General features: G+C 74.6%; 14 protein-coding genes. 2 read left to right on the top strand and 12 right to left on the bottom strand.

Annotation, left to right across the window (positions count from 1 at the left end):
- Positions 1 to 381: 381 nt before the first annotated feature.
- The 4 genes from ACFV61_RS03575 to ACFV61_RS03560 all read right to left on the bottom strand — a co-directional run bounded on the left by ACFV61_RS03575 (position 382) and on the right by ACFV61_RS03560 (position 5204).
- Positions 382 to 1077 carry a response regulator transcription factor gene (locus ACFV61_RS03575; protein ID WP_063349363.1) on the bottom strand — a complete coding sequence of 232 codons (696 nt, stop codon included), beginning with the start codon at positions 1075 to 1077 and terminating at the stop codon, positions 382 to 384.
- Between the two features lie 150 nt (positions 1078 to 1227).
- Positions 1228 to 2388, bottom strand: a complete 1161-nt coding sequence (locus tag ACFV61_RS03570) for a sensor histidine kinase (protein WP_380489878.1) — start codon at positions 2386 to 2388, stop codon at positions 1228 to 1230.
- A gap of 55 nt (positions 2389 to 2443) precedes the next feature.
- Positions 2444 to 2929 carry a CcdC protein domain-containing protein gene (locus ACFV61_RS03565; RefSeq protein WP_380375609.1) on the bottom strand — a complete coding sequence of 162 codons (486 nt, stop codon included), beginning with the start codon at positions 2927 to 2929 and terminating at the stop codon, positions 2444 to 2446.
- Between the two features lie 163 nt (positions 2930 to 3092).
- Positions 3093 to 5204, bottom strand: coding sequence for a type IIA DNA topoisomerase subunit B (locus ACFV61_RS03560; RefSeq protein ID WP_063349360.1), 2112 nt, complete (start codon positions 5202 to 5204; stop codon positions 3093 to 3095).
- Between the two features lie 538 nt (positions 5205 to 5742).
- Between ACFV61_RS03560 and ACFV61_RS03555 the strand changes: the two genes are divergently transcribed.
- A complete protein-coding gene (locus ACFV61_RS03555; RefSeq protein WP_063349359.1) occupies positions 5743 to 5976 on the top strand; it encodes a hypothetical protein in 234 nt (77 codons plus the stop codon).
- A 192-nt stretch (positions 5977 to 6168) separates the two neighbouring features.
- On the opposite strand, the gene ACFV61_RS03550 is transcribed toward ACFV61_RS03555, so the two are convergent.
- The 7 genes from ACFV61_RS03550 to ACFV61_RS03520 form a co-directional block, all read right to left on the bottom strand.
- Positions 6169 to 6972: a S1 family peptidase gene (locus ACFV61_RS03550; RefSeq protein WP_380489884.1), complete on the bottom strand. Its 804-nt coding sequence runs from the start codon at positions 6970 to 6972 to the stop codon at positions 6169 to 6171.
- 300 nt (positions 6973 to 7272) lie between these two features.
- Entirely contained in the window at positions 7273 to 8910 is a 1638-nt protein-coding gene (locus ACFV61_RS03545) for an RNA polymerase sigma factor (RefSeq protein ID WP_063349358.1), read from the bottom strand.
- Between the two features lie 454 nt (positions 8911 to 9364).
- Positions 9365 to 10297, bottom strand: a complete 933-nt coding sequence (locus ACFV61_RS03540) for a FadR/GntR family transcriptional regulator (protein ID WP_063349357.1) — start codon at positions 10295 to 10297, stop codon at positions 9365 to 9367.
- 118 nt (positions 10298 to 10415) lie between these two features.
- The gene (locus ACFV61_RS03535) at positions 10416 to 11339 is read right to left on the bottom strand and encodes a hypothetical protein (protein WP_380489876.1); all 924 of its coding nucleotides are present in this window, start codon (positions 11337 to 11339) and stop codon (positions 10416 to 10418) included.
- Positions 11340 to 11342: 3 nt separating this feature from the next.
- Positions 11343 to 12821, bottom strand: a complete 1479-nt coding sequence (locus ACFV61_RS03530; protein ID WP_380489874.1) for an ATP-binding cassette domain-containing protein — start codon at positions 12819 to 12821, stop codon at positions 11343 to 11345.
- A 242-nt stretch (positions 12822 to 13063) separates the two neighbouring features.
- Complete coding sequence (locus ACFV61_RS03525; protein WP_063351408.1) at positions 13064 to 13822, bottom strand: NUDIX domain-containing protein; 759 nt, start codon at positions 13820 to 13822, stop codon at positions 13064 to 13066.
- A gap of 106 nt (positions 13823 to 13928) precedes the next feature.
- Complete coding sequence (locus ACFV61_RS03520) at positions 13929 to 16061, bottom strand: glycogen debranching N-terminal domain-containing protein (RefSeq protein WP_380489882.1); 2133 nt, start codon at positions 16059 to 16061, stop codon at positions 13929 to 13931.
- Positions 16062 to 16826: 765 nt separating this feature from the next.
- Between ACFV61_RS03520 and ACFV61_RS03515 the strand changes: the two genes are divergently transcribed.
- Entirely contained in the window at positions 16827 to 18140 is a 1314-nt protein-coding gene (locus tag ACFV61_RS03515; protein ID WP_380489871.1) for an alpha/beta fold hydrolase, read from the top strand.
- 61 nt (positions 18141 to 18201) lie between these two features.
- On the opposite strand, the gene ACFV61_RS03510 is transcribed toward ACFV61_RS03515, so the two are convergent.
- On the bottom strand, positions 18202 to 19794 hold the full coding sequence (locus ACFV61_RS03510) for a DUF4192 domain-containing protein (protein ID WP_380489869.1): 1593 nt from the start codon (positions 19792 to 19794) through the stop codon (positions 18202 to 18204).
- Positions 19795 to 19901 lie beyond the last annotated feature (107 nt).

Here is a 19901-nt window from a genome sequence, read left to right as displayed (position 1 = left end):
GGAGGGGGGGGGGCGCGCCACCCGCGGCGGGGGGGCGCCCTCCCGCTCGGGGGGGGGCGCGGGCGGGGGGTGGGGGTCGGGGGCGGGCCGCCCGCTCGGCCGGTACCGGCTGGACCGCGCGGGTGGGGGTCGACTGGGCCGGCACCGCCGGTTGGCCGGGCACGGCCGACCGGTCGGAGGCGGTGGCGGCGGCCGGAGCGGCCCACCAGTCAAATCGCTGCCCCTGTCCGGGACTGCTCGTCTGCTGCTGTGGCACAACTGCTCCTGGACCGGCGGGCACTCTGACCCCAACCATGATGGCGGCCGCCGGACAGCCCCTCTGACCATTGCCGATACCTTCACTCGATGAGGTGATCGATCATCCGACAGACACTCATCCGACTACTGCTGCGTACCGGTGATCCCGTGTCGAAAGGCGTACGAGACCGCCTGCGCCCGGTCCCTTACCGCGGTCTTGGCGAACAGGTTGTTGATGTGCGTCTTCACGGTGGCCTGGCTGACGAACAGCCGCTGGGCGATCTCGGCGTTGGAGAGCCCCTCGGCGATCAGCGCCAGCACCTCCGCCTCCCGGGCGGTCAGCCCGTCCGGGAGCTCCCCCGGCCGCCCGACCGGCTTCCCGGCCCCCGGCACGGATCCGGCCGGAGGCCCTGAAAGCCTTTCCAGCAAACGGAGTTGGATCTGCGGCGAGAGCCCGGCTGCCCCCGCGCGGACGTCCGCGATCGCCCGGGCGATCTCCTCACCGCCGGCGTCCTTGGTGAGGTATCCGCGCGCCCCGGCCTGCAGAGCGGGGAACAGCGAGTCGTCGTCGGCGTAGGTGGTGAGCACCACGACCTCGGTCTGCGGGTGCGCGGCCCGGATCCGCCGGGTCGCCTCGACGCCGTCGACGCGCGGCATCCGCAGATCCATCAGCACCACGTCCGGGTGACACCGCTCCACCAGGGCGACGGCCTCCTCCCCGTCCGCCGCCGCGCCGACCACCTCGATGCCGGGCAGCAGCCCCAGCAGCATCACGATGCCCTCGCGCACCACCGTCTGGTCGTCCACCACCAGCACCCTGGTGACCTCTGCCTCGCTCATGCGCCCGCCCCGCTTCGCTCGGCAGTCGCTTCGCGAAATCCGCACCTGCTGATGATGAGCTCGCCGCGCTCGCTCATGCGCCCGCCCCGCTTCGCTCGGCAGTCGCTTCGCGAAATCCGCACCTGCTGATGATGAGCTCGCCGCGCTCGCTCATGCCGGCACCTGCAGCAGCACGCGCCACCCTCCGTCCTCGGGGCCCGCCAGCAGGGTGCCGCCGAGCAGTTCCGCGCGTTCGCGCATCCCCAGCAGACCGTACCCGCTGCCGCTGGCCGACAGCTCCCCGGACGGTTCGCCGCGCGGAGGGCGGGAGTTGCGCACCTCCAGCTCCACCGCCTCCGCCAGGTAGCGCAGTTCGACGGTGCACCGGGCGCCGGGCGCGTGCTTGCGGACGTTGGTCACCGCCTCCTGCGCGGTGCGCCGCACCGCGAGGGCGGCCTCGGCGGCGAGCGGCCGGGGCGTGCCGGTGACGGTGAGCGTGGCCCGCTCCCGCCCGGTCAGCTCCACCAGGAACTCGCCGACCGGGGTGAGTTCGCCGCGCAGCGCGGACAGCGCCTGCCGGGTCTCGACCAGCCCGTCCTGGGCCATCCGCCGGGCGGCGACGACCCGTTCGCGGATCTGCTCGCGGTCGGTGCCGGCGTCCAGCATCAGCCGGGCCGCCTCCAGGTGGACGAGCTGCGCGGAGAGGCTGTGCGCGAGCACGTCGTGGATCTCCCGGGCGATCCTGGCCCGTTCGGCGAGCGCCGCGCTCTCCGCCTCGGCGGCCCGGGCGGCGCGCTCCTGGGTGAGCAGTTGGCGGGCGGTGCCACGGGCCTCGACGTCCAGCCGCAGCAGGTATCCGAGCAGGCCGAGCCCGCCGATGGTGGCGAAGATGCTCACCCAACTCGCCCAGCTGGCGGCGGTGTACGAGCCCAGCGCGGCCGCCGCGGTGAGCAGGCCGGGCGCGGCCGGCAGCCGGACCACCCCGATCACGGCCAGCCCGCACCAGACGAAGTCGGCCAGCAGGTAGGCCTGCCCCCAGTTGGCCAGCCAGGCGCTGCCGAGCAGGGCGGCGGCCAGGCCGAGCGAGAGCGCCAGGCGCTGTTCCCGGGTGGCGTAGAGGTAGCCGGCGGCCAGGGCGGCGACCCCGAGCAGTCCGGCCGCCGCGACGGCCACCGCCCAGCCCGTGTACTTGCCGCCGGAGAACGTCCCCCAGCAGACGACGACCAGCAGGACGGTGCGGCCGAGCAGGGCGAGGGCCCGCCGCGGCCATCTCCCGGCCTCGCGCTCCAGCCCCTCGCGGGACGGCCAGCGGGTCCAGTACCACTCGGCCACGGGTGCCTCCTCGACGTTCTCGGACAGCGGGCCCGGCAGGCCCCGGGCAAGGCGGTCAGCGCGGTACGGCGGCCTGTTGCGGCAGGTCCAGGGCCCGTGCCCGCCAGTTCACCACGAACGAGCGGGTCAGCAGCAGGACCGCCAGTCCCAGCAGCAGCGCGCTGCCCGCCTGGTGGACGTGCAGTGCCGCGCCGACGCCGTACAGGGCGAGCCGGATGGCGAGCATGCCGACCCAGGCGGCCACCGTGGCCTTGGTGCCCTTGGCCCAGACCGAACCGTCCCCGGCCCGCCACAGCCGCACGGTCCAGCCCCAGACGGAGCCCATCGCGACCACCGCCACCAGGCCGCACCCGACCAGGGTGGCGGACAGCGCGGTGTGCTGGTGGTCGATGAGCTGCGGGTCGCGCAGCGCGAGCGCGCCGAGGATCAGCGGCAGCAGCCAGAAGCGGCGCTCGGTGTCCAGGCGCTGGGCGCGCATCTGGCGCTGGACCACGAGGACCATCACCGCGATGATCACGACGATGTTGACGAGGGCGGTCATCGGACTTCTCCGTCCCGACAGGAGGCTTGTACTGACCTCTCCGACGTTACGGATCCGGCGGCCCCGGTTGATCGGCGTCGGGGTGGACCACAGGTGGAACCGGCAGCACGAGGGCCCTCCACCCACGGGTGGAGGGCCCTCGTGCCGGAGGGATCCGAAGGCCTCAGGCGTCGATACGGGAGCGGTCCAGGGTGGCCGCCGAGTCCACGATGAACTCCTTGCGCGGGGCGACGTCGTTGCCCATCAGCAGGTCGAAGATCCGCTCGGCCTGCTCCAGGTCGCCCAGGTTGATCCGGCGCAGCGTGCGGTGGCGCGGGTCCATGGTGGTCTCGGCCAGCTGGTCGGCGTCCATCTCGCCCAGGCCCTTGTACCGCTGCACCGGCTCCTTCCAGCGCTGCCCCTTGCGCTGGAACTCCAGCAGGGTGGAGCGCAGTTCGGCGTCGGAGTAGGTGTAGTGGTACTTCTCCTGGCCGCGCTTGGGGCTGGTGAGCTCGATCCGGTGCAACGGCGGCACGGCGGCGAAGACCCGGCCCTGCTCGACCATCGGCCGCATGTAGCGGTGGAACAGCGTCAGCAGCAGGGTGCGGATGTGCGAGCCGTCGACGTCGGCGTCGGCCATGAAGATGACCCGGCCGTAGCGGGCCTGGTCGATGTCGAAGGTGCGGCCCGAACCGGCCCCTATCACCTGGATGATCGCGGCGCACTCGGTGTTCTTGAGCATGTCGCTCACCGAGGCCTTCTGCACGTTGAGGATCTTGCCGCGGATCGGCAGCAGCGCCTGGAACTCGGAGTTGCGGGCGAGCTTGGCGGTGCCGAGCGCGGAGTCGCCCTCGACGATGAACAGTTCGCTGCGGTCGACGTCGTCGCTGCGGCAGTCGGCCAGCTTGGCCGGCAGCGAACTGGTCTCCAGCGCGGTCTTGCGGCGCTGGGCCTCCTTGTGCTGGCGGGCCGCGACCCGGGTGCGGGCGGCCGCGACGACCTTGTCCAGCACGGCCCGGGCCTGGAGCTTCTGGTCCTTCTTGGCCGAGGTGAGGAAGGCCTTGAGCTCCTTGGCGACGACGGCGGCGACGATCCGGTTGGCCGCCGAGGTGCCGAGCACCTCCTTGGTCTGGCCCTCGAACTGCGGCTCGGCGAGCCGGACGGTGACCACCGCGGTGAGGCCCTCGGTGGCGTCGTCCTTGGTGATGTCGTCCTCGGCGACGCGCAACAGCTTGGCCGCGCGCAGCGCCTCGTTGACGGTCTTGGCCAGCGAGCGCTCGAAGCCGGTCATGTGGGTGCCGCCCTTGGGGGTGGCGATGATGTTGACGAAGGAGCGCAGGGTGGTGTCGTAACCGGCGCCCCAGCGCAGCGCGATGTCCACGCCGAGTTGCCGGGTGACCTCGGTGGGGGTCATGTGGCCGAGCTCGTCCAGGACGGGCACCGTCTCCTTGAAGGTGCCCTCGCCGTGCAGTCGCAGCACGTCGCAGACCGGCTTGTCGGGCGCCAGGAACTCGCAGAACTCGGCGATGCCGCCGTCGAAGCGGAAGACCGACTCCTCGACCTGCTCGCTCTCGGTGAGCCGCTCGTCACGCACGACGATGGTCAGGCCGGGGACGAGGAACGCGGTCTGCCGGGCGCGGCTGTACAGGTGCTCCAGGGAGAGCCGGGCGTCCTTGAGGAAGATCTGCCGGTCGGCCCAGTAGCGGATCCTGGTGCCGGTGCGGGCCTTGGGCACCTTGCGGGCCCTGGTCAGGCCGTTGGCGGGCTCGAAGGGCGCGTCCGGGCTGGCCTCGGTGAAGATGCCGGGGGTTCCGCGGCGGAAGCTGATCGCGTGGGTGTGTCCGCTGCGGTCGACCTCGACGTCCAGCCGGGCGGAGAGCGCGTTGACCACCGAGGCGCCGACGCCGTGCAGGCCGCCGGAGGCCGCGTAGGAGCCGCCGCCGAACTTGCCGCCGGCGTGCAGCTTGGTCATCACGACCTCGACGCCGGACAGCCCGGTCTTGGGCTCGACGTCGACCGGGATGCCGCGCCCGTTGTCGCGGACCTCGACCGAGGAGTCCGGGTGCAGCAGGACCTCGATGCGGTCGCAGTGACCGCCCAGCGCCTCGTCGACGGAGTTGTCGATGATCTCCCAGAGGCAGTGCATCAGGCCGCGACTGTCCGTCGAGCCGATGTACATGCCGGGGCGCTTGCGGACCGCCTCCAGGCCCTCCAGGACGAGCAGGTGCCGAGCGGTGTAGTTGGAACCGTCGTCGCCGGCCAGCAGTGCGGACGGCACGGTCGTTTCGGCACTCACGCGGCACTCTCCTCGGTGAAGTTCTGTCTTATCGGTCACATCCGGACGCATCCGGACCATCCGCCAGTGCAGCACGCCGCACCGACAGCCGTCGCCCGGTGTGCTCGCACCCCTCCGCTGGGTGCACAGCACGGCGGGCCGCTCCCGCGCAGCTTGTACGCGCTGCGCGAACAAGGACCGCTCCGGTATTCCGGACCCCGGGGCGCCATCTCCTCCCGGTACCACCGGTCCTGGCGGATCGTGGGGCCTGGCACAGGCTCCGGAACTGCCGTTATGCAGGCTACCGGGGCCCGGGGCGGGGCTTATGCTCCAACCCGGCAGAGGATTATGCTACGCGGACCTCGCACCCGGTCCCGATCGGGCGTTCGAGGGACGGGCGGATCCTGGGATTCGGTACGCATGAACCACCGGCCCCCGGGGCACGTCCTCATCAACACAGCAGAATCCTCAGAGAAGAAAAGCCACGAGCGGGAACGTTTTCGGCCTGGTTGGATGTTGACCCTGGTACGACAGCTCGTCGAGCTAGAGAAGAGGCGACGTGACTACTGTTCTGACACCTGCGAGCCCGCTCACCGCGGCTGACCGCTGCGACCGCTGCGGCGCCCAGGCCTACCTGCGCGTCGTACTCGCCAGCGGCGGAGAGCTGCTCTTCTGCGCCCACCACGGCCGGAAGTTCGAGCCCGAGCTCAAGAAGATCGCCGTGGAGATACAGGACGAGAGCGGCCGTCTCAGCGGCACCACCAACGCCACGGCCGCCGAAGAAGAGCGCTGATCCAAGGCGCCACACCAGCAGTCGGCGTCGAGCTGTGTGTCCGGTCGCGCACCACGCGCGACCGGTGAGCCGGGCGACAGGTCCCCTCGGGGCCGGTCGCCCGGCTCTGCTGTTCCCGGAGAGCCGCACGCTCCGCAGCGATGTGGCTTCAGAACGTGACCAGTTGGCCACCGGCAACGGTCCGGGCGGCCCTCACAGCACCGAGCGCACCGCGTCCGCGACGGACGCCACCCTGGTGTAGACGCCCGGGTGGGCCGCCTCGGCGCAACCCGTCCCCCAGGAGACCAGGCCGACCAGTCGGCCGCCGACGACCAGCGGGCCGCCGCTGTCGCCCTGGCAGGCGTCCTTGCCGCCCTTCTCCTCGCCCGCGCACACCATGCCCCGGGCGTCGAACTTGCCGTCCTGCCCGCCCGGGTAGGCCTGCGCACAGATCTGGTCCGCGATGATCGGCACCTCCACCCCGCGCAGCGTGGGCGAGTAGTCGCCGTGCCCGGTGGTGTCGCCCCAGCCGAAGACCCGCGCGGCGGTCCCGGCCGCGTACGGCTCGGTCTCGCCCTGGCCGACCAGGTCGATCACCGGCCGGGAGTCCTGGGGGTCGGCGAGGGTGAGCACGGCGACGTCGTTCAGGTTCGCGGTGAAGGAGTAGTCGGGGTGGATCCAGACCGACCGCACGGGCACCTCGCGGCCGGCCGAGCTGCGCATGTCGTCCCGGCCGATGACGGCCTTGAGCCCCGGCCGGTCCACCTTGGCGCCCCGGGACTCGTCGTAGAAGCAGTGCGCGGCCGTCACCACCTTGGTCGGCGTGACCAGCGCTCCCCCGCAGAACTGGCCGGAGCGGCCGCTGCCGAACTGCTGGCGGCTGGACAGCGCCACCACCCACGGGTGGTCGGCGGTGGTCTCGGCGGTGCCGCCGACCACCCGGCGCTGCGCCCCGGCCGGACCGGCCGCACCGAGCGCGACCAGCGGGACGGGGACGGCGGCCAGCAGCGCCAGCACGGCGGCCCGTCGGCGGCGGCCCGCACGGGCGGCCGCCGGGCTCGCCGGGGGCGGGGCGGGGGTCGGCAGGGCAGCGCGGTCCGGGTTGGGCAGCACCGTGACTCCAGTCGGCTCGGCAGCAGGCAACCGCCACAGCGTAGGTGATCGACTACGCGGTGCGACCGCTTCCCGCCAAACCGCCACCCGGACGAGGGACAACGGCCACCCGGACGCTGACCCGCCCGGGCCCGGACAGCGGCGAAGGCCCGGAGCCGTGGGGCTCCGGGCCTTCGTCACACGCTTGCGACCGTACCGGCCGGATCAGTCCAGGTAGTCGCGCAGCACCTGGGAACGCGACGGGTGGCGCAGCTTCGACATGGTCTTCGACTCGATCTGGCGGATGCGCTCACGGGTGACCCCGTACACCTTGCCGATCTCGTCGAGCGTCTTCGGCTGACCGTCCGTCAGGCCGAAGCGCATCGAGACCACGCCGGCCTCGCGCTCGGAGAGGGTGTCCAGCACCGAGTGCAGCTGCTCCTGGAGCAGGGTGAAGGAGACCGCGTCGGCCGGGACGACCGCCTCGGAGTCCTCGATCAGGTCACCGAACTCGCTGTCGCCGTCCTCGCCGAGCGGGGTGTGCAGCGAGATCGGCTCACGGCCGTACTTCTGGACCTCGATGACCTTCTCGGGGGTCATGTCGAGTTCCTTGGCCAGCTCCTCCGGGGTGGGCTCGCGGCCCAGGTCCTGGAGCATCTGGCGCTGGACGCGGGCCAGCTTGTTGATGACCTCGACCATGTGCACCGGGATGCGGATGGTGCGGGCCTGGTCGGCCATGGCGCGGGTGATCGCCTGGCGGATCCACCAGGTGGCGTAGGTGGAGAACTTGTAGCCCTTGGTGTAGTCGAACTTCTCGACCGCACGGATCAGACCGAGGTTGCCCTCCTGGATCAGGTCCAGGAAGAGCATGCCGCGGCCGGTGTAGCGCTTGGCCAGCGAGACCACCAGGCGGAGGTTGGCCTCCAGCAGGTGGTTCTTGGCGCGGCGGCCGTCCTCGGCGATGATCTCCAGCTCGCGCTTGAGCTTGGGGGCGAGCTTGTCGGCGGCCGAGAGCTTGTCCTCGGCGAACAGGCCGGCCTCGATGCGCTTGGCGAGCTCGACCTCCTGCTCGGCGTTGAGCAGCGGGACCTTGCCGATCTGCTTCAGGTAGTCCTTGACCGGGTCGGCGGTGGCACCGGCGACGGCGACCTGCTGGGCCGGCGCGTCGTCCTCGTCGTCGTCGGAGAGCACGAAGCCCTGCGACTCCTCCTCGGGCTCCGCCTCCTCGCCGGCCTTGTCGCCGGGCAGCGCGACGTCCTCGAGCAGCTCCTCCTCGCCACCGAGCTCCTCGTCGCCCTTGCCCGCCTTGGCGGCGGTCTTCTTGGCGGCGGTCTTCTTGGCCGGCGCGGCGGCCTTCTTGGCGGCGGCCTTCTTGGCCGGGGCCGCCTTCTTCGCCGCGACCGTCTTCAGCTCGGAGGCGACACCGGTCGTCTCCGAGGTGATCCCGGCGGACACCGTGGGGGCGGACGCCGTGGCGGCCGCGACGGCCGGGGCCGCGACGGGCGCACCGGGCGCGATCCGTACGGGCGGCTTGGTCGGGGCCGTGGAGGCGGACGGGCTCCGGGTGGTGACAGCCTTGGTGGCGGTGCGCTTGGTGGGGCTCTTGGCAGCAACGCTCTTGCGCTTGGCGCCGGCCGGTTCGGCCGCGCTGACCATGAGATCCACCCCCTCCTCAATCAGCACCTGGTTGAGGCTGCGCATGACGTTCTTCCACTTGGTGACCGGGATCTGGTCCGCCTCGAACGCCTGGCGCACGTCGTCACCGGCGATCTGCCCCTGGGCCTTGCCCCGCTCGATGAGCGCCAGCAGAGCTGCGGACTCGGCGATCTCGGGGGGAAGTGAACGGGATGTGCTGGCCGACACGAACAACCTCTCGGACGATGAGTGGACTCGAACCCGTACCGGCCGCCCGAGCGGGCGGGGAAGGAAATCGCGCGTCGGACGCGCGGTGTCGATTCCGACCGACTCGGGCTTGAGGACTGGGTTTGCAGGACGGCAGCAGCGCCGCGGACCAACACAGCATTGTGACATGTTGAAGTATTCCGGAGCTGCCCCCGCTCAGGAGACATCGCTGCTACTCGTCAAGTGTTACGCATGGCCTTCGTGTCGCGGGTCACACCACTCGGCGCCCACGGCCACGGGGCCGGAATCCATCATCGCTCACCCGCGCCGAAACCTGTTGTCATGGACGGGGCATCACGCGTCCGGGTCGAACCGCCGACGTGCAGAAGCCCTCCGGCTGCGCCGCGCGGGTGCGGCCGGAGGGCCCTGGAGGAACGGAGGACGGACGGGGCGCCCGCTCACCGGAACAGCCCGCTCAGTGCTCCCGAGGGGCGGGGACGGACGGCTCGATCTCGGGGTGGACGGTGAGCAGCGCCCGCATCGCGGCCTCCCCCGCGGTGCCGTCGCCGGTGCCCAGCGCGTCCACCAGCCGGGCGTGCAGGCTGACCGAGGACTCGGAGGCGCGCTCGCAGGAGATCGCCGGGCCGCCCGACACCTGCAGCGCGCCGGCGACGATCCCGGACAGGTGCTCCAGCATCCGGTTGCCGGCCATCTGGAGGATCAGGCCGTGCAGCTCGGCGTCGGCCCGGGCGTAGGTGGAGAGGTCGGCCTGGGCGGCGGCGTGGCCCATGATCTCGACCAGCTCGACCAGCCGCTGCTGGACGTCCTCCCGGCCGTGGCCGGCGGCGAGCCGGGCGGCCAGCGGCTCGATCGCCCAGCGGAGCTCGAACAGCTCCCGGCGCTGCTCGTCCCGCTGCGGGCCGAAGGCGCGCCACTCGATGATGTCCGGGTCCAGCAGGTTCCAGTCGGCGACCGGGCGGACCCGGGTGCCGACGTTCGGCCGGGCACTGACCAGGCCCTTGGCCTCCAGGACGCGCAGCGACTCGCGGACGACTGTGCGGGACACCTCGAACCGCTGGCCGATCTCCTCGGGCACGAGCGGACGGTCGGCACCGAGGTCGCCGGAGACGATCATCTGGCCGAGCTGCTGGACCAGCTGGCCGTGCAGACCGCGACCGCGGCTGCTGGTGGTCTTGCGGCCGACCCGGGCGAGATCGGACTCGGCGCCCTCCCAGCGGGGCGCCGGCGGAGTCGGCCGGTCGGCGTACGAGAAGCGGTCCAGATCGCCGGGGCCGTGGATGGGTCCGTCGGCGGAACGGGCGGGGGTCATGGTGGGGTGCGCAAGGGTACTCACAGCTCCTTTGTCGGCGATCGGCAGGCGCAGCTTGAGAATTCTCGTGAAAAGCACACGAAAGGGTGATCGACCGCGACTGGATAATTGACTTCTTATCAGGAAGAACCGCGCATTACGGTCACTGCTGGTCGATCTTGATTCTTCGGCGCGACCACCCCCTCGACGCCCGGCGTCAGAGCGCGCGCCGCCGGACCTGCACCAGGAGCGCCGCGAGCAGCAGGACGGCCGCGGGCGCCGCCACCGCCACGAGCAGGGCCGGATCCGTCAGCGCCGCACTCCCGGCCGCCGCCTCGTGCCCCCCGCGGTAAACCCAGCCGTAGGCCCATTCGACGCCGGACTGGAACGGCAGCAGTTCGGCCGCACGGGTCGGCCACGGCCTGCCGGTCTCCCGCAGCAGCAGCGCCACACCGGACTCCAGCAGCGGCGGCAGCGCGCACAACAGCAGCACCCCGACCGAGGCGCTGCGGGTCAGCGACGCCGTCAGCACCCCGGTCCAGCCCGCCACGACGGTCAGCAGGACGAAGGCCAGCAGAGCCGCCGGCACCCCGGGGCCGGCCGCCAGCCCCACCGGGGCGAACACGCCCGGCAGGTCGACCAGGCCCGGCAGGTCGGCCAGGCCGGACAGCCCGGTGGCGGCCAGCGTCTGCGACACCTGGTCCGACAAGGCCGAGGGCTCCGCCCAGGCGGCCACCGTCACCCCGCCCGGCAGCGCCAGCTGCACCGCCACGGCGTCGAGCAGCAGGGTCGCCAGCGCCAACAGCCCCGCGACGGGACCGACCACCAGCAGCTTGGCCAGCAGCAGCTGCACCCGCCGCGGGTACGACACCCGGGAGGCCGGCAGCCCCGGGTGTCGCACCTCGTGCCCGTACGAGAGCGCGCCCAGCACGCCGGCCCCGAACGCGGCGAACGGCAGCGGGATCAGCGGCACGGCGGCGGTCAGCAGCCGCACCCCGGCCGGGGCGGCCAGCGGGCCGGCCGGGGCCTGGCTCGCCAGGACGGCGGCCGTGACGGCGTCGCACAGCAGCACGGCGGCGAGCAACAGCCAGGTGGAACGCAGGCCGCGCAGGCGGCGCAGCTCGTAGGCCAGGACACGCACGGTTCACTCGCTCCGGTGGTCGTCGGGGGTGGCGGGGCTGACGGGACCGCCGGGGACCGGGGGCGCGGCCTGGGCCTGGGCCTGGGCCTGGGCCGGGCGGCCGAGCCGGACGGTGTCGTCGGTCAGCAGGTCGGCGGCGCTCTCGCGGCGGCCCCTGGCCGGGCCGGGCCCGGGCTCCCCGGCGCAGGCAGCGGGGGCGGGGACGGGGATCGGGGCGAGGGCCGACGCGGATCTGGCCAGGGCGCCGGGGCCGCCACGGAACAGCCGCTCCACGGCGACGGTCGGAGTGGGCTCGGCGGGCTCGGCCTGGTGGGGGGTGGTACCGAGGGTGGAGAGGGCGGTCGCGGACAGGGCGGTCGCGGCCGAGGCGGCCGGCAGGGCGCGGGTGGGCAGCGCCGCCTCGTCCCGGTGGTGGGCGGCCGCCGGCCGGGCCTCCAGGCGACGGGCGCCCCGGTGGCGCGGGACGGTGACGGCCGGGGCGTCGGAGGCCGGTTCCTGAGCGGGCTCGGGGCCGGACTCGGGGCCCGGCTCGGCAACGGTGGGGCCGGACTGGACACGGAGGTGGCCGGAGCGGCCCGACGCGACCGGCAGGGCGGCCCGGGGCGCCGGCTGCTCGACCACCCGGTCGGCCAGCTCGTGCAGCAGGATGCCGTGGCGATAGGCGAGTTCACCGATCTCGGTACGGTCGATGCCCGCCACCGCGAGGCCCGCGCCGCCGTCCCGCCGCACCTCGGCGCCCTGACTGACCAGCAGGTCGGCCAGCCGCGCCATCTGCGGCCCGCGAACGGCCACTTCGGGGCTGAGCCTGGTCCGGCGGAACTCCGCCACCGGCTGGTCTGCCACCAGTCGGCCGCGGTCCAGTGTGATGACCCGGTCGGCGAGCTGCGCGGCCTCCTGCGGGGTGCGGGTGGTCACCAGGACCGTCCCGCCGGCGACGCCGAACGAGCGCAGGAAGGAGTGGAACCACTCGACGTTGCGCGGGGACAGGCCCTCGGTCGGCGCGTCCAGCAGCAGCGTGCCGGGGTCGCCGAGCAAGGCCGCGGCCAGGGCCAGCCGGCGGTGCATGCCGGGCGAGAAGCTGCGCAGCCGCTGCCCCGCGACGGCGGCCAGCCGGGTCTGCTCCAGCAGTTCGTCGGCCCGCCGTGCGGGGGCGCCGACCGCCGCGGCCAGCATCCGCAGGTGGCCGTGCGCCTTGCGGCCCGGGTGGCCCGCCACGGCGGCCGCGCCCGGCCCGGGGCCGGGCAGCAGCACGCCGACCTCCCGCTCGGGGCGGCGCAGCCGGCGGTAGGTGCGGCCGTCGAAGAGCGTGACGCCCTGGCCGCGTTCGAGTTCGAGCATCAGCCGCAGCGCGGTGGACTTGCCCGCGCCCTCGGCGCCGAGCAACACGGTCACCATGCCGGGCCGGGCGTCGAAGGTCAGATCGAGCACCGCGGGCGGCGCGCCCTTGCGGTAGACCTTGGTCAGTCCGGTGATCTGGATCATCGCTGCCTGCTCCCATGCCCTCGGCCGACCTGCCCGACGCGGGGCGCCCCCTGGTGTGTTGGCGCGTGCCGGCACGGCCCCGCGCCAGCACATTAGGGGCCGGTGGCGGAGATTCCGGGCATTACGGGAGCGGCGCGGGCCCGTCGGCCACCCACCTCACCCGATCAGGGGACAATCCGATCCTGCGATTCCCGGGCCAGGGGGAGTCGGCGGCGGGCCGGGGGCGGCGGGCCGGGGCCGGGTCAGGACTCCGGGCGCAGCATGGGCGGGTTGAGGACGGTCGCGCCGCCCGCGGTGAACAGCTGGGCAGGACGGCCCCCCTGACGGGTCGTCGTGCCGCCGGAGGGCAGCAGGAAGCCGGGGGTGCCGGTGACCTTGCGGTGGAAGTTCCGCGGGTCCAGGACCACGCCCCAGACCGCCTCGTAGACCCGGCGCAACTCGCCGACGGTGAACTCGGTGGGGCAGAAGGCGGTGGCGAGGGAGGAGTACTCGATCTTGGAGCGGGCGCGTTCCACGCCGTCGGCGAGGATCAGCCCGTGGTCGAAGGCGAGCGGGACTCCGTCGACCGGGCTCTGGCCGAGCAGTTCGCCGACCGGGGCCCAGCGGGCGCTGCTGGCGTCGCCGCCGGCCCGGGGGGTCGGCAGGTCGGGGGCGAGGACCAGGTAGGCGACGCTGACCACCCGCATCCGGGGATCGCGCTGCGGGTGGCCGTAGGTGGCGAGCTGCTCCAAGTGGGCACCGGCCGCGCCGGGGCCGACCGCCTCGTGGCCGGGGGCTGAGTGCGCGCGCAGGCCGGTCTCCTCGGCCAGCTCCCGGGAGGCGGCCTCGGCCAGGCCCTCGTCCGGGCGGACGAAGCCGCCGGGCAGCGCCCAGTACCCCTGGAACGGCGGCTCGCCGCGTCTGACCAGCAGGGCGCAGAGCGCGTGGTCGCGCACCGTCAGCACCACCAGGTCAACCGTGACAGCGAACGGGGGGAAGGCCGACGGATCGTAGCGCGACATGGCGACGATCATAGTCGTCTCTCTGACGATAAGCACAGGCCCGTACACGGACCGCGCCCGGCCCGCCTGAGGTGTCGCCGGAGCCGGGCGGGCCCGGGCAGGGGTGTCAGCGGGCGACCAGTTGCAGCTCCGCAGAGGCCTCCTCGACCATCGCCACGCCGATCCGGCTCACCCGGACCGAGAAGGGCTCGCCGGCAACCCGCAGGCCGGTCAGCTCCAGCTCGCCGAGCGGAGCGGTGCTGGCCGGGCGGACCAGCACCCGGCCGCCCGGCACGTCGGGGCGGACCCCCGCGAGCGCGAACACCGCGTGCACGGCGCCGGCCGCCGAGACCGCCGCCGGGCGGCAGGCGGCCGGGTGCGGCACCGGCGGGCAGCCGGGGATGCGCTGCTCCCCCGCGTACATCTCGGGCAGCCGCCCCTCGTAGTGAGCAGCCGCGGCGAGCAGGCCCTCCAGCAGGGCGCCGGCCTCGTTCTCGTGGCCGGCTTCGGCCAGCCCGGCGATCGCCAACGCGGTCTCGTGGACCCGCACCGCGCCGCCGCGGTGGCCCAGCGGGTTGAAGCGGGGGGACTTGGCGCTGAGCGTGCGCAGGCCCCAGCCGCTGTCCAGCTCCGGCGCGGCCAGGCGCTGGGCCAGCAGCCGGGTCTGTTCCCGGTCCAGCAGGCTCTCGTGCCGGCCGCCGTCGGCGGCGAGCCCGGTGTCCAGCAGGTGCACCAGGCAGGAGGCGACGGCCGGCAGTGGCTGGCCGCCCGGGGCCAGCGCGGCGGCGGGGCGGCCGCCGGAGAGGTCGTCGATCCAGAACCGCTCGCGAAAGCGCCCGCGCAGTTCGGCGGCCCAGCCGCGCCACTCCTCGGCGCCGGGGCGGCCGAAGGCCTCCAGCAGTTCGGCGCCGTGCAGGGCGGCGCGGTGGGCCTGCGCCTGGACCTCGGCCCGGGCGGCCACCGGGTGGGCGGTGCGGTCCTCTGCCGGACGGCTGAGGTCGGTGACGAAGCCGTCGACCAGGCCCTCGCGAAGGGCGGCCAGGGCCCGCTCGGCGGCCGGGAGCAGGTCGGCGGTCTCCGCGCGGGGCAGGCCCCAGCGCCAGGCCTCGGCCAGCACGGTGACGAACAGCAGGGTGGCCTCGGTGGCGGTGCAGGTGGGCGGCAGCTCGGGGCCGCCGTGCCGGAGGGCGCCGGGCAGCAGGCCTTCGGTGCGGCCCGGGGCGGCGGCGGGCTGCTGACGGCGGGCCAGCGCCCGGAGGGTGCCGACGGCGAGCCGGGTGCCGAGCGGCAGGGTGAGCCGGGCGGCCCAGAGCGCGTCGGCCGGGGCGAGGCCGAAGCGCCAGGGCGCTCCGGAGGCCGGGTAGAGGTCGGTCGGGCGGTCCGGGTCGGCGAACAGCAGCCCGCCGAGGGCGTCCAGGGAGCGGGTGACCAGCAGGGCGGCCCGGGCGTCGTCGCTGCGGACCTCCGGTTCGGCCCAGGGCAGCGGCACGCCCGTGCCCCGCCCGCCGGGCGGCCGCGGGCCGGGGGCGGTGCTCTCCAGTTCGGCGCGCAGCTCGACCGACCAGCGGGCGCCGGGTTGCACCTCCAAGTCCCACCGGAGCACCCCGGCCCCGGCCAGCACCGCGTGCGGGGAGGGCTTGGCGCTGACCACCGCGCTGTGCGCCGGGCCGGCCCAGCGCAGCCCGGCGGACTGCACCTGGCCCGGCAGGTCGGCCGGGCGGTGCCCCGCGGCGATCTCGGCGACCGGGCCGAGGTCGGTGCCGAGGGCGATCTCCATCGGCAGCCGGGCGGGCCGGCCACCGGTGTTGCGCACGATGACGGTCTCCACTCCGTCCGCGTGACGCAGCCGCTCGACGGTGAGCGCCGGGTCCGGGTCGAGGTCGCCGGGGAGCCGGACGGCGCCGAGGAAGCGGGCCTGCGCGGTGCTGGTCAGGGCGCCCTGGAGCGGCAGCGGCTCCATGCCGCCCAGACGCAGTTCCATCCGGGCGAGCACCCGGACGCCGTTGCGGTAGAAGCCGTGCAGGCCGTGGCCGCGCAGCTGACCGTCCGGTCCGGAGGCGGCCATCGCGGGGGCGTTGACGCAGAGCACCGCGTGGTGGACGGCGGGAGGCTGCGGCCTTGGCGGGGCCGCGAGCCGACTCGGGCCGACGGACGCCCCCGCCGGTCCGGCCGTCTGGACCTGCTGGACCTGGTCGGGGCGGCCGACCGGTCTCGGCGCGCCGACCACGCTCTCGGCCGGCATGGCCTGTGGTGGCCTCATGGCGGTCACCGGACTCTCCTCCCCTCGGCGGTCCGGTGGCCTGGTCAGGCCGGTGGGCCGCGAGCACGCTCGATCGCGTGCTGATGGTGCCGGGCCGGCGGGGTGCCCCGTCGGCGGGTGTGCCGTGTCTGGCCGTACCCGGTGCCGGGCCGTGCCATGCGGTGCGCGGTACCAGGCCGGTACCGGCGCGCCGCGCCTTCGCGTCGGGCCCGACGCGGCGCCCGGCGCGTCGTCAGGTCCGGTGGCCCGGCCTGCCGGTGGCGCCCGGCCCGTGGGCCGCAGCAACGGCCGGGCCAGGTGACCCGAGCGGGCCCCGCACGCTCCGGTGCCCCGGCGCCGTGGCCACCCCGCTCGGCGGGCGGTCCGCCCGGAACCTGCCGCCGGACGAGCGTCGGCCGGTCGCCGGCCCCCCGGGGTGAACGCCGCGCACCGCCTCCAGGTCACGCCCGGCGACGGGTGCGGCCCGTCGAGCCCGGCCCGCCGGGCGGTCGTGCCGCAGCCGTCGAGCCGTCACGGTCGGGCCGTCACTGGGCTGCCACCAGGGCGGCGCGGTCTCGCCGCCGGGTGGCGGCGGCTGCGTCCCGGCCCGCGGCCTGCCGTGCAACCCGCCCCGGCCCGGCATCGTATGCCTGGCCGAGTGGGCGGTGGCCGTCGAACCGGTGCCCGACCGCGGTCAGGATACGGTGCGGGGGTCGCGGCGCCCGCACCCGGTGACCCCGTGAGCCGCGACCTGACCGCTGTGACCAGCAGAGACCGAGGAGTTGCATGTCCACCGTCAGCCGGCTGCCCGGGATTGTTACGACCGACCACGTCTTCCAGGCCCCCCTCGACCACGCCGACCCGCAGGGCGAGCAGATCGAGGTGTACGCCCGCGAGGTGGTGGCCACCGGCCGCGAGCAGGCCGACCTGCCCTGGCTGGTCTTCCTCCAGGGCGGCCCAGGCGGCAAGGCCGCCCGCCCGCTCGGCCGCGACGCCTGGCTGGAGCGCGCCCTCGACGACTACCGGGTGCTCCTGCTCGACCAGCGCGGCACCGGTCGCTCCACGCCCGCGACCCGGCAGACCCTCGCCCGGCGCGGCGGCGCCCAGGAGCAGGCGGACTACCTGGCGCACTTCCGCGCGGACTCGATCGTGCGGGACGCCGAACTGATCCGCCACCAGCTGCTCGGCGCAGACCGGCGCTGGAGCGTGCTCGGCCAGAGCTTCGGCGGCTTCTGCACCCTCACCTACCTCTCCTTCGCCCCCGAGGGCCTGGCCGAGGCCTTCATCACCGGCGGCCTGTCCGGCCTCGGCAGTTCGGCGGACGACGTCTACCGCGCCGCCTACCCGCGGGTGGTCCACAAGAACGAGGACCACTACGCCAGGTTCCCGCAGAACGTCGAGGCGGTACGGCGGATCGCCGCGCACCTCGCCGCCGCCCCCGCGACGCTGCCCGACGGCGGACTGCTCACCGTCGAGGCGTTCCAGGCCCTCGGTCTGATGCTCGGCGGCGGCAGCGGCTCCGGCACCCTGCACTACCTGCTGGAGGAGGCCTGGGTGGACGGCGCGGCCGGCCCCGAGCTGTCCGACACCTTCCTGGCCGGTGCCCAGGCCAAGCTCTCCTTCGCGGAGGGCCCGCTGTACGCCGTGCTGCACGAGTCGATCTACGGCCAGCGCTCGGTGGACCAGGGCGGCACCGCCTGGTCGGCCGAGCGGGTCCGCAAGGAGTTCCCGCAGTTCGACGCCCGGGCCTCGCTGGACTCCGGCGCACCGGTGCTGTTCACCGGGGAGATGATCTACCCCTGGATGTTCGACACCGACCCGGCGCTGCGCCCGCTGAAGGAGACCGCGGACCTGCTGGCCGCCCGCACCGACTGGCCCGACCTGTACGACCCGGCGCAGCTGGCCGCCAACACCGTCCCCGTCGTGGCGGCGGTCTACCACGACGACATGTACGTGGACACCGCCGACTCGCTGGCGACCGCCCGCACAGTGCGCGGTCTGCGGACCTGGATCACCAACGAGTGGGAGCACGACGGCCTTCGGGCGAGCGGCGGCAAGGTGCTCGACCGCCTGATCAAGCTGGCGCACGGCGAGGCCTAGCGAAGCCCGCCCGGGCCGGGCGGCGAGGCTCCGGGCGGCCCCTGGCGGACGCCCGGCGAGGTCAGCGCGCATGGTGGGCTCCCCTCGCCGCCCGCCGGACGCCACGGCACCGGTGGCGCCCGGCGGCCGACGGTGCGGCGGCGGCCCGGGACACCGCTGCCCGACCGAGCCGCAGACCCCGGGCGGACCGCTGCCGGGGCACCGGAGCACACCCGGGCGCCGGCAGCAGGGCGAGCGGGCCCGGACCGTCCGGGCGCGGCGTCGGCTCAGCGGGGCCGACCGGGCCGACCGGGCCGACCGGGCCGACCGGGCCGCGCTCGGCCGCCGCCGTTGTGGCCTGAGCCGCCTTCGCGGCCTTCCGGCGGGCCGTCCGGCGGCGGCGTGAGGCCCCCGCCGGCCCGGGCAGCCCCGACGGCCCACCGCGGCCCGTCTGGTCACCACCCGGGCCCTCGGCGGGCGCCGGCCCCGGTTCACCGGCGGGCACCGGCACGGGCCCACCCGCCTCGCGCCGCCGACGCTGCGCCTCGACCGCCGCGAGCAGCGCGTCGGGCGTCATACCGTCGTTCAACGACTCGTACAGCAGCTCGGCCAGCAGGTAGGACGGGTCGAGCCGGAGGACGTGGCCCAGCACGACGCGGGCCGTCGCGGTGTCCCCCGCCACCCAGGAGGCCCAGGCCAGCAGGGTGAGAGGGGCCACCGCGCAGCCCTCGTAGGGCGGCACGGCGCGCCGGGCGAGGAAGCGCCAGAGCCGCTCGGCGGGCGCGAGCTCGGCGGGCCGGGTGTACTCGACGCCGCGATCCCGGGTGAGGCGGTCCCGCAGGGCGACCAGCAGCCGGGCCGCCCGCTCCTCGTCGAGCTCCCGGGCCCCGGCCGCGAACTCGGCGAAGGCCTGGTCGAGCAGGCCGGCGCCCTGCTCCTGGACGGCCGCGCCACCGGAGCCCCCAGCGCCGTCAGCACCGTTGGCCTCGGCCGCCTCGGCCCGGGCGAGCGCCGCACGCTGGGCGTCCACCCCCGGCGGGCCGATCGGGGCCAGCCCGCCGATGATCGCCTTCCGGCTGCCGCGCGGCGCGAGGCCGGCGAAGGCCGCAGCGGCGGCCGCCGGGCCCGGGCCGGGGGCACGGCGGATCGGGTTGCCCGCCGGATCGCAGCACCCGGCGCGGCGGCAGAGGAAGGACCACCAGCGGCCGTCCGAGACGCAGAGCGACTCCTTGACGGCCACCCCCCTGCGCCCGAAGGCCGCGCGGAGGTCGTCCGCCAGCGGCCGCAGGCCGTCCACCACGGGAGGGGCGTGCACCGTGGTCGGATCCTGGCAGAGGTAGAGGAGCACTTGGACGGGCCGCTCGCCGTGCCGCTCGGAGAGGGCGACCAGCAGGGCGGCCGTCTCCTCCGCCGCGGCCGGCCACTGCTCGGGCGACTCCGGGATGTCCGCCCGAATCACTCCGCCCTGGTGCAGGTCGGGCCCCTGGAGGCCGACCGCGACGATGCTGTCGTCGGGGTAGAACCCCAGGAGGTAGGGCAGCAGCTCGGCCATGTCGGCCGGACCGCGCATGGTGACCGGCCGGTGGCCGGAGGACGGGCCGAGGGACAGGGTGACGCGCTCGTTGTTCATGACGCTCCCGTTGTTCATGACGCTCCGGTTGTCCGCGGCGTTCATGACCGGAAGCGTGACGCAATCCGAGAGACGCACCGGATTTTTCTCTTTTCCTGTGGATAACTCCGCCCTCGTTTTCCGCTTCCCTCATTCGGAGCACACCGCGCCCA

The organism is Kitasatospora sp. NPDC059817, assembly GCF_042731835.1.
Lineage (GTDB): Bacteria > Actinomycetota > Actinomycetes > Streptomycetales > Streptomycetaceae > Kitasatospora.
The sequence above is the reverse complement of the archived record's forward strand: the minus strand, read 5'-3'. Positions and strand labels throughout refer to the sequence as shown.

Excerpts from the sequence above, each read along its gene's own strand:
- ACFV61_RS03530 (WP_380489874.1), bottom strand. The coding sequence starts at position 12,821 with ATGATCCAGATCACCGGACTGACCAAGGTCTACCGCAAGGGCGCGCCG.
- ACFV61_RS03575 (WP_063349363.1), bottom strand. The coding sequence starts at position 1,077 with ATGAGCGAGGCAGAGGTCACCAGGGTGCTGGTGGTGGACGACCAGACG.
- ACFV61_RS03525 (WP_063351408.1), bottom strand. The coding sequence starts at position 13,822 with ATGTCGCGCTACGATCCGTCGGCCTTCCCCCCGTTCGCTGTCACGGTT.
- ACFV61_RS03510 (WP_380489869.1), bottom strand. The coding sequence starts at position 19,794 with ATGAACGCCGCGGACAACCGGAGCGTCATGAACAACGGGAGCGTCATG.
- ACFV61_RS03565 (WP_380375609.1), bottom strand. The coding sequence starts at position 2,929 with ATGACCGCCCTCGTCAACATCGTCGTGATCATCGCGGTGATGGTCCTC.
- ACFV61_RS03515 (WP_380489871.1), top strand. The coding sequence starts at position 16,827 with ATGTCCACCGTCAGCCGGCTGCCCGGGATTGTTACGACCGACCACGTC.
- ACFV61_RS03520 (WP_380489882.1), bottom strand. The coding sequence starts at position 16,061 with ATGAGGCCACCACAGGCCATGCCGGCCGAGAGCGTGGTCGGCGCGCCG.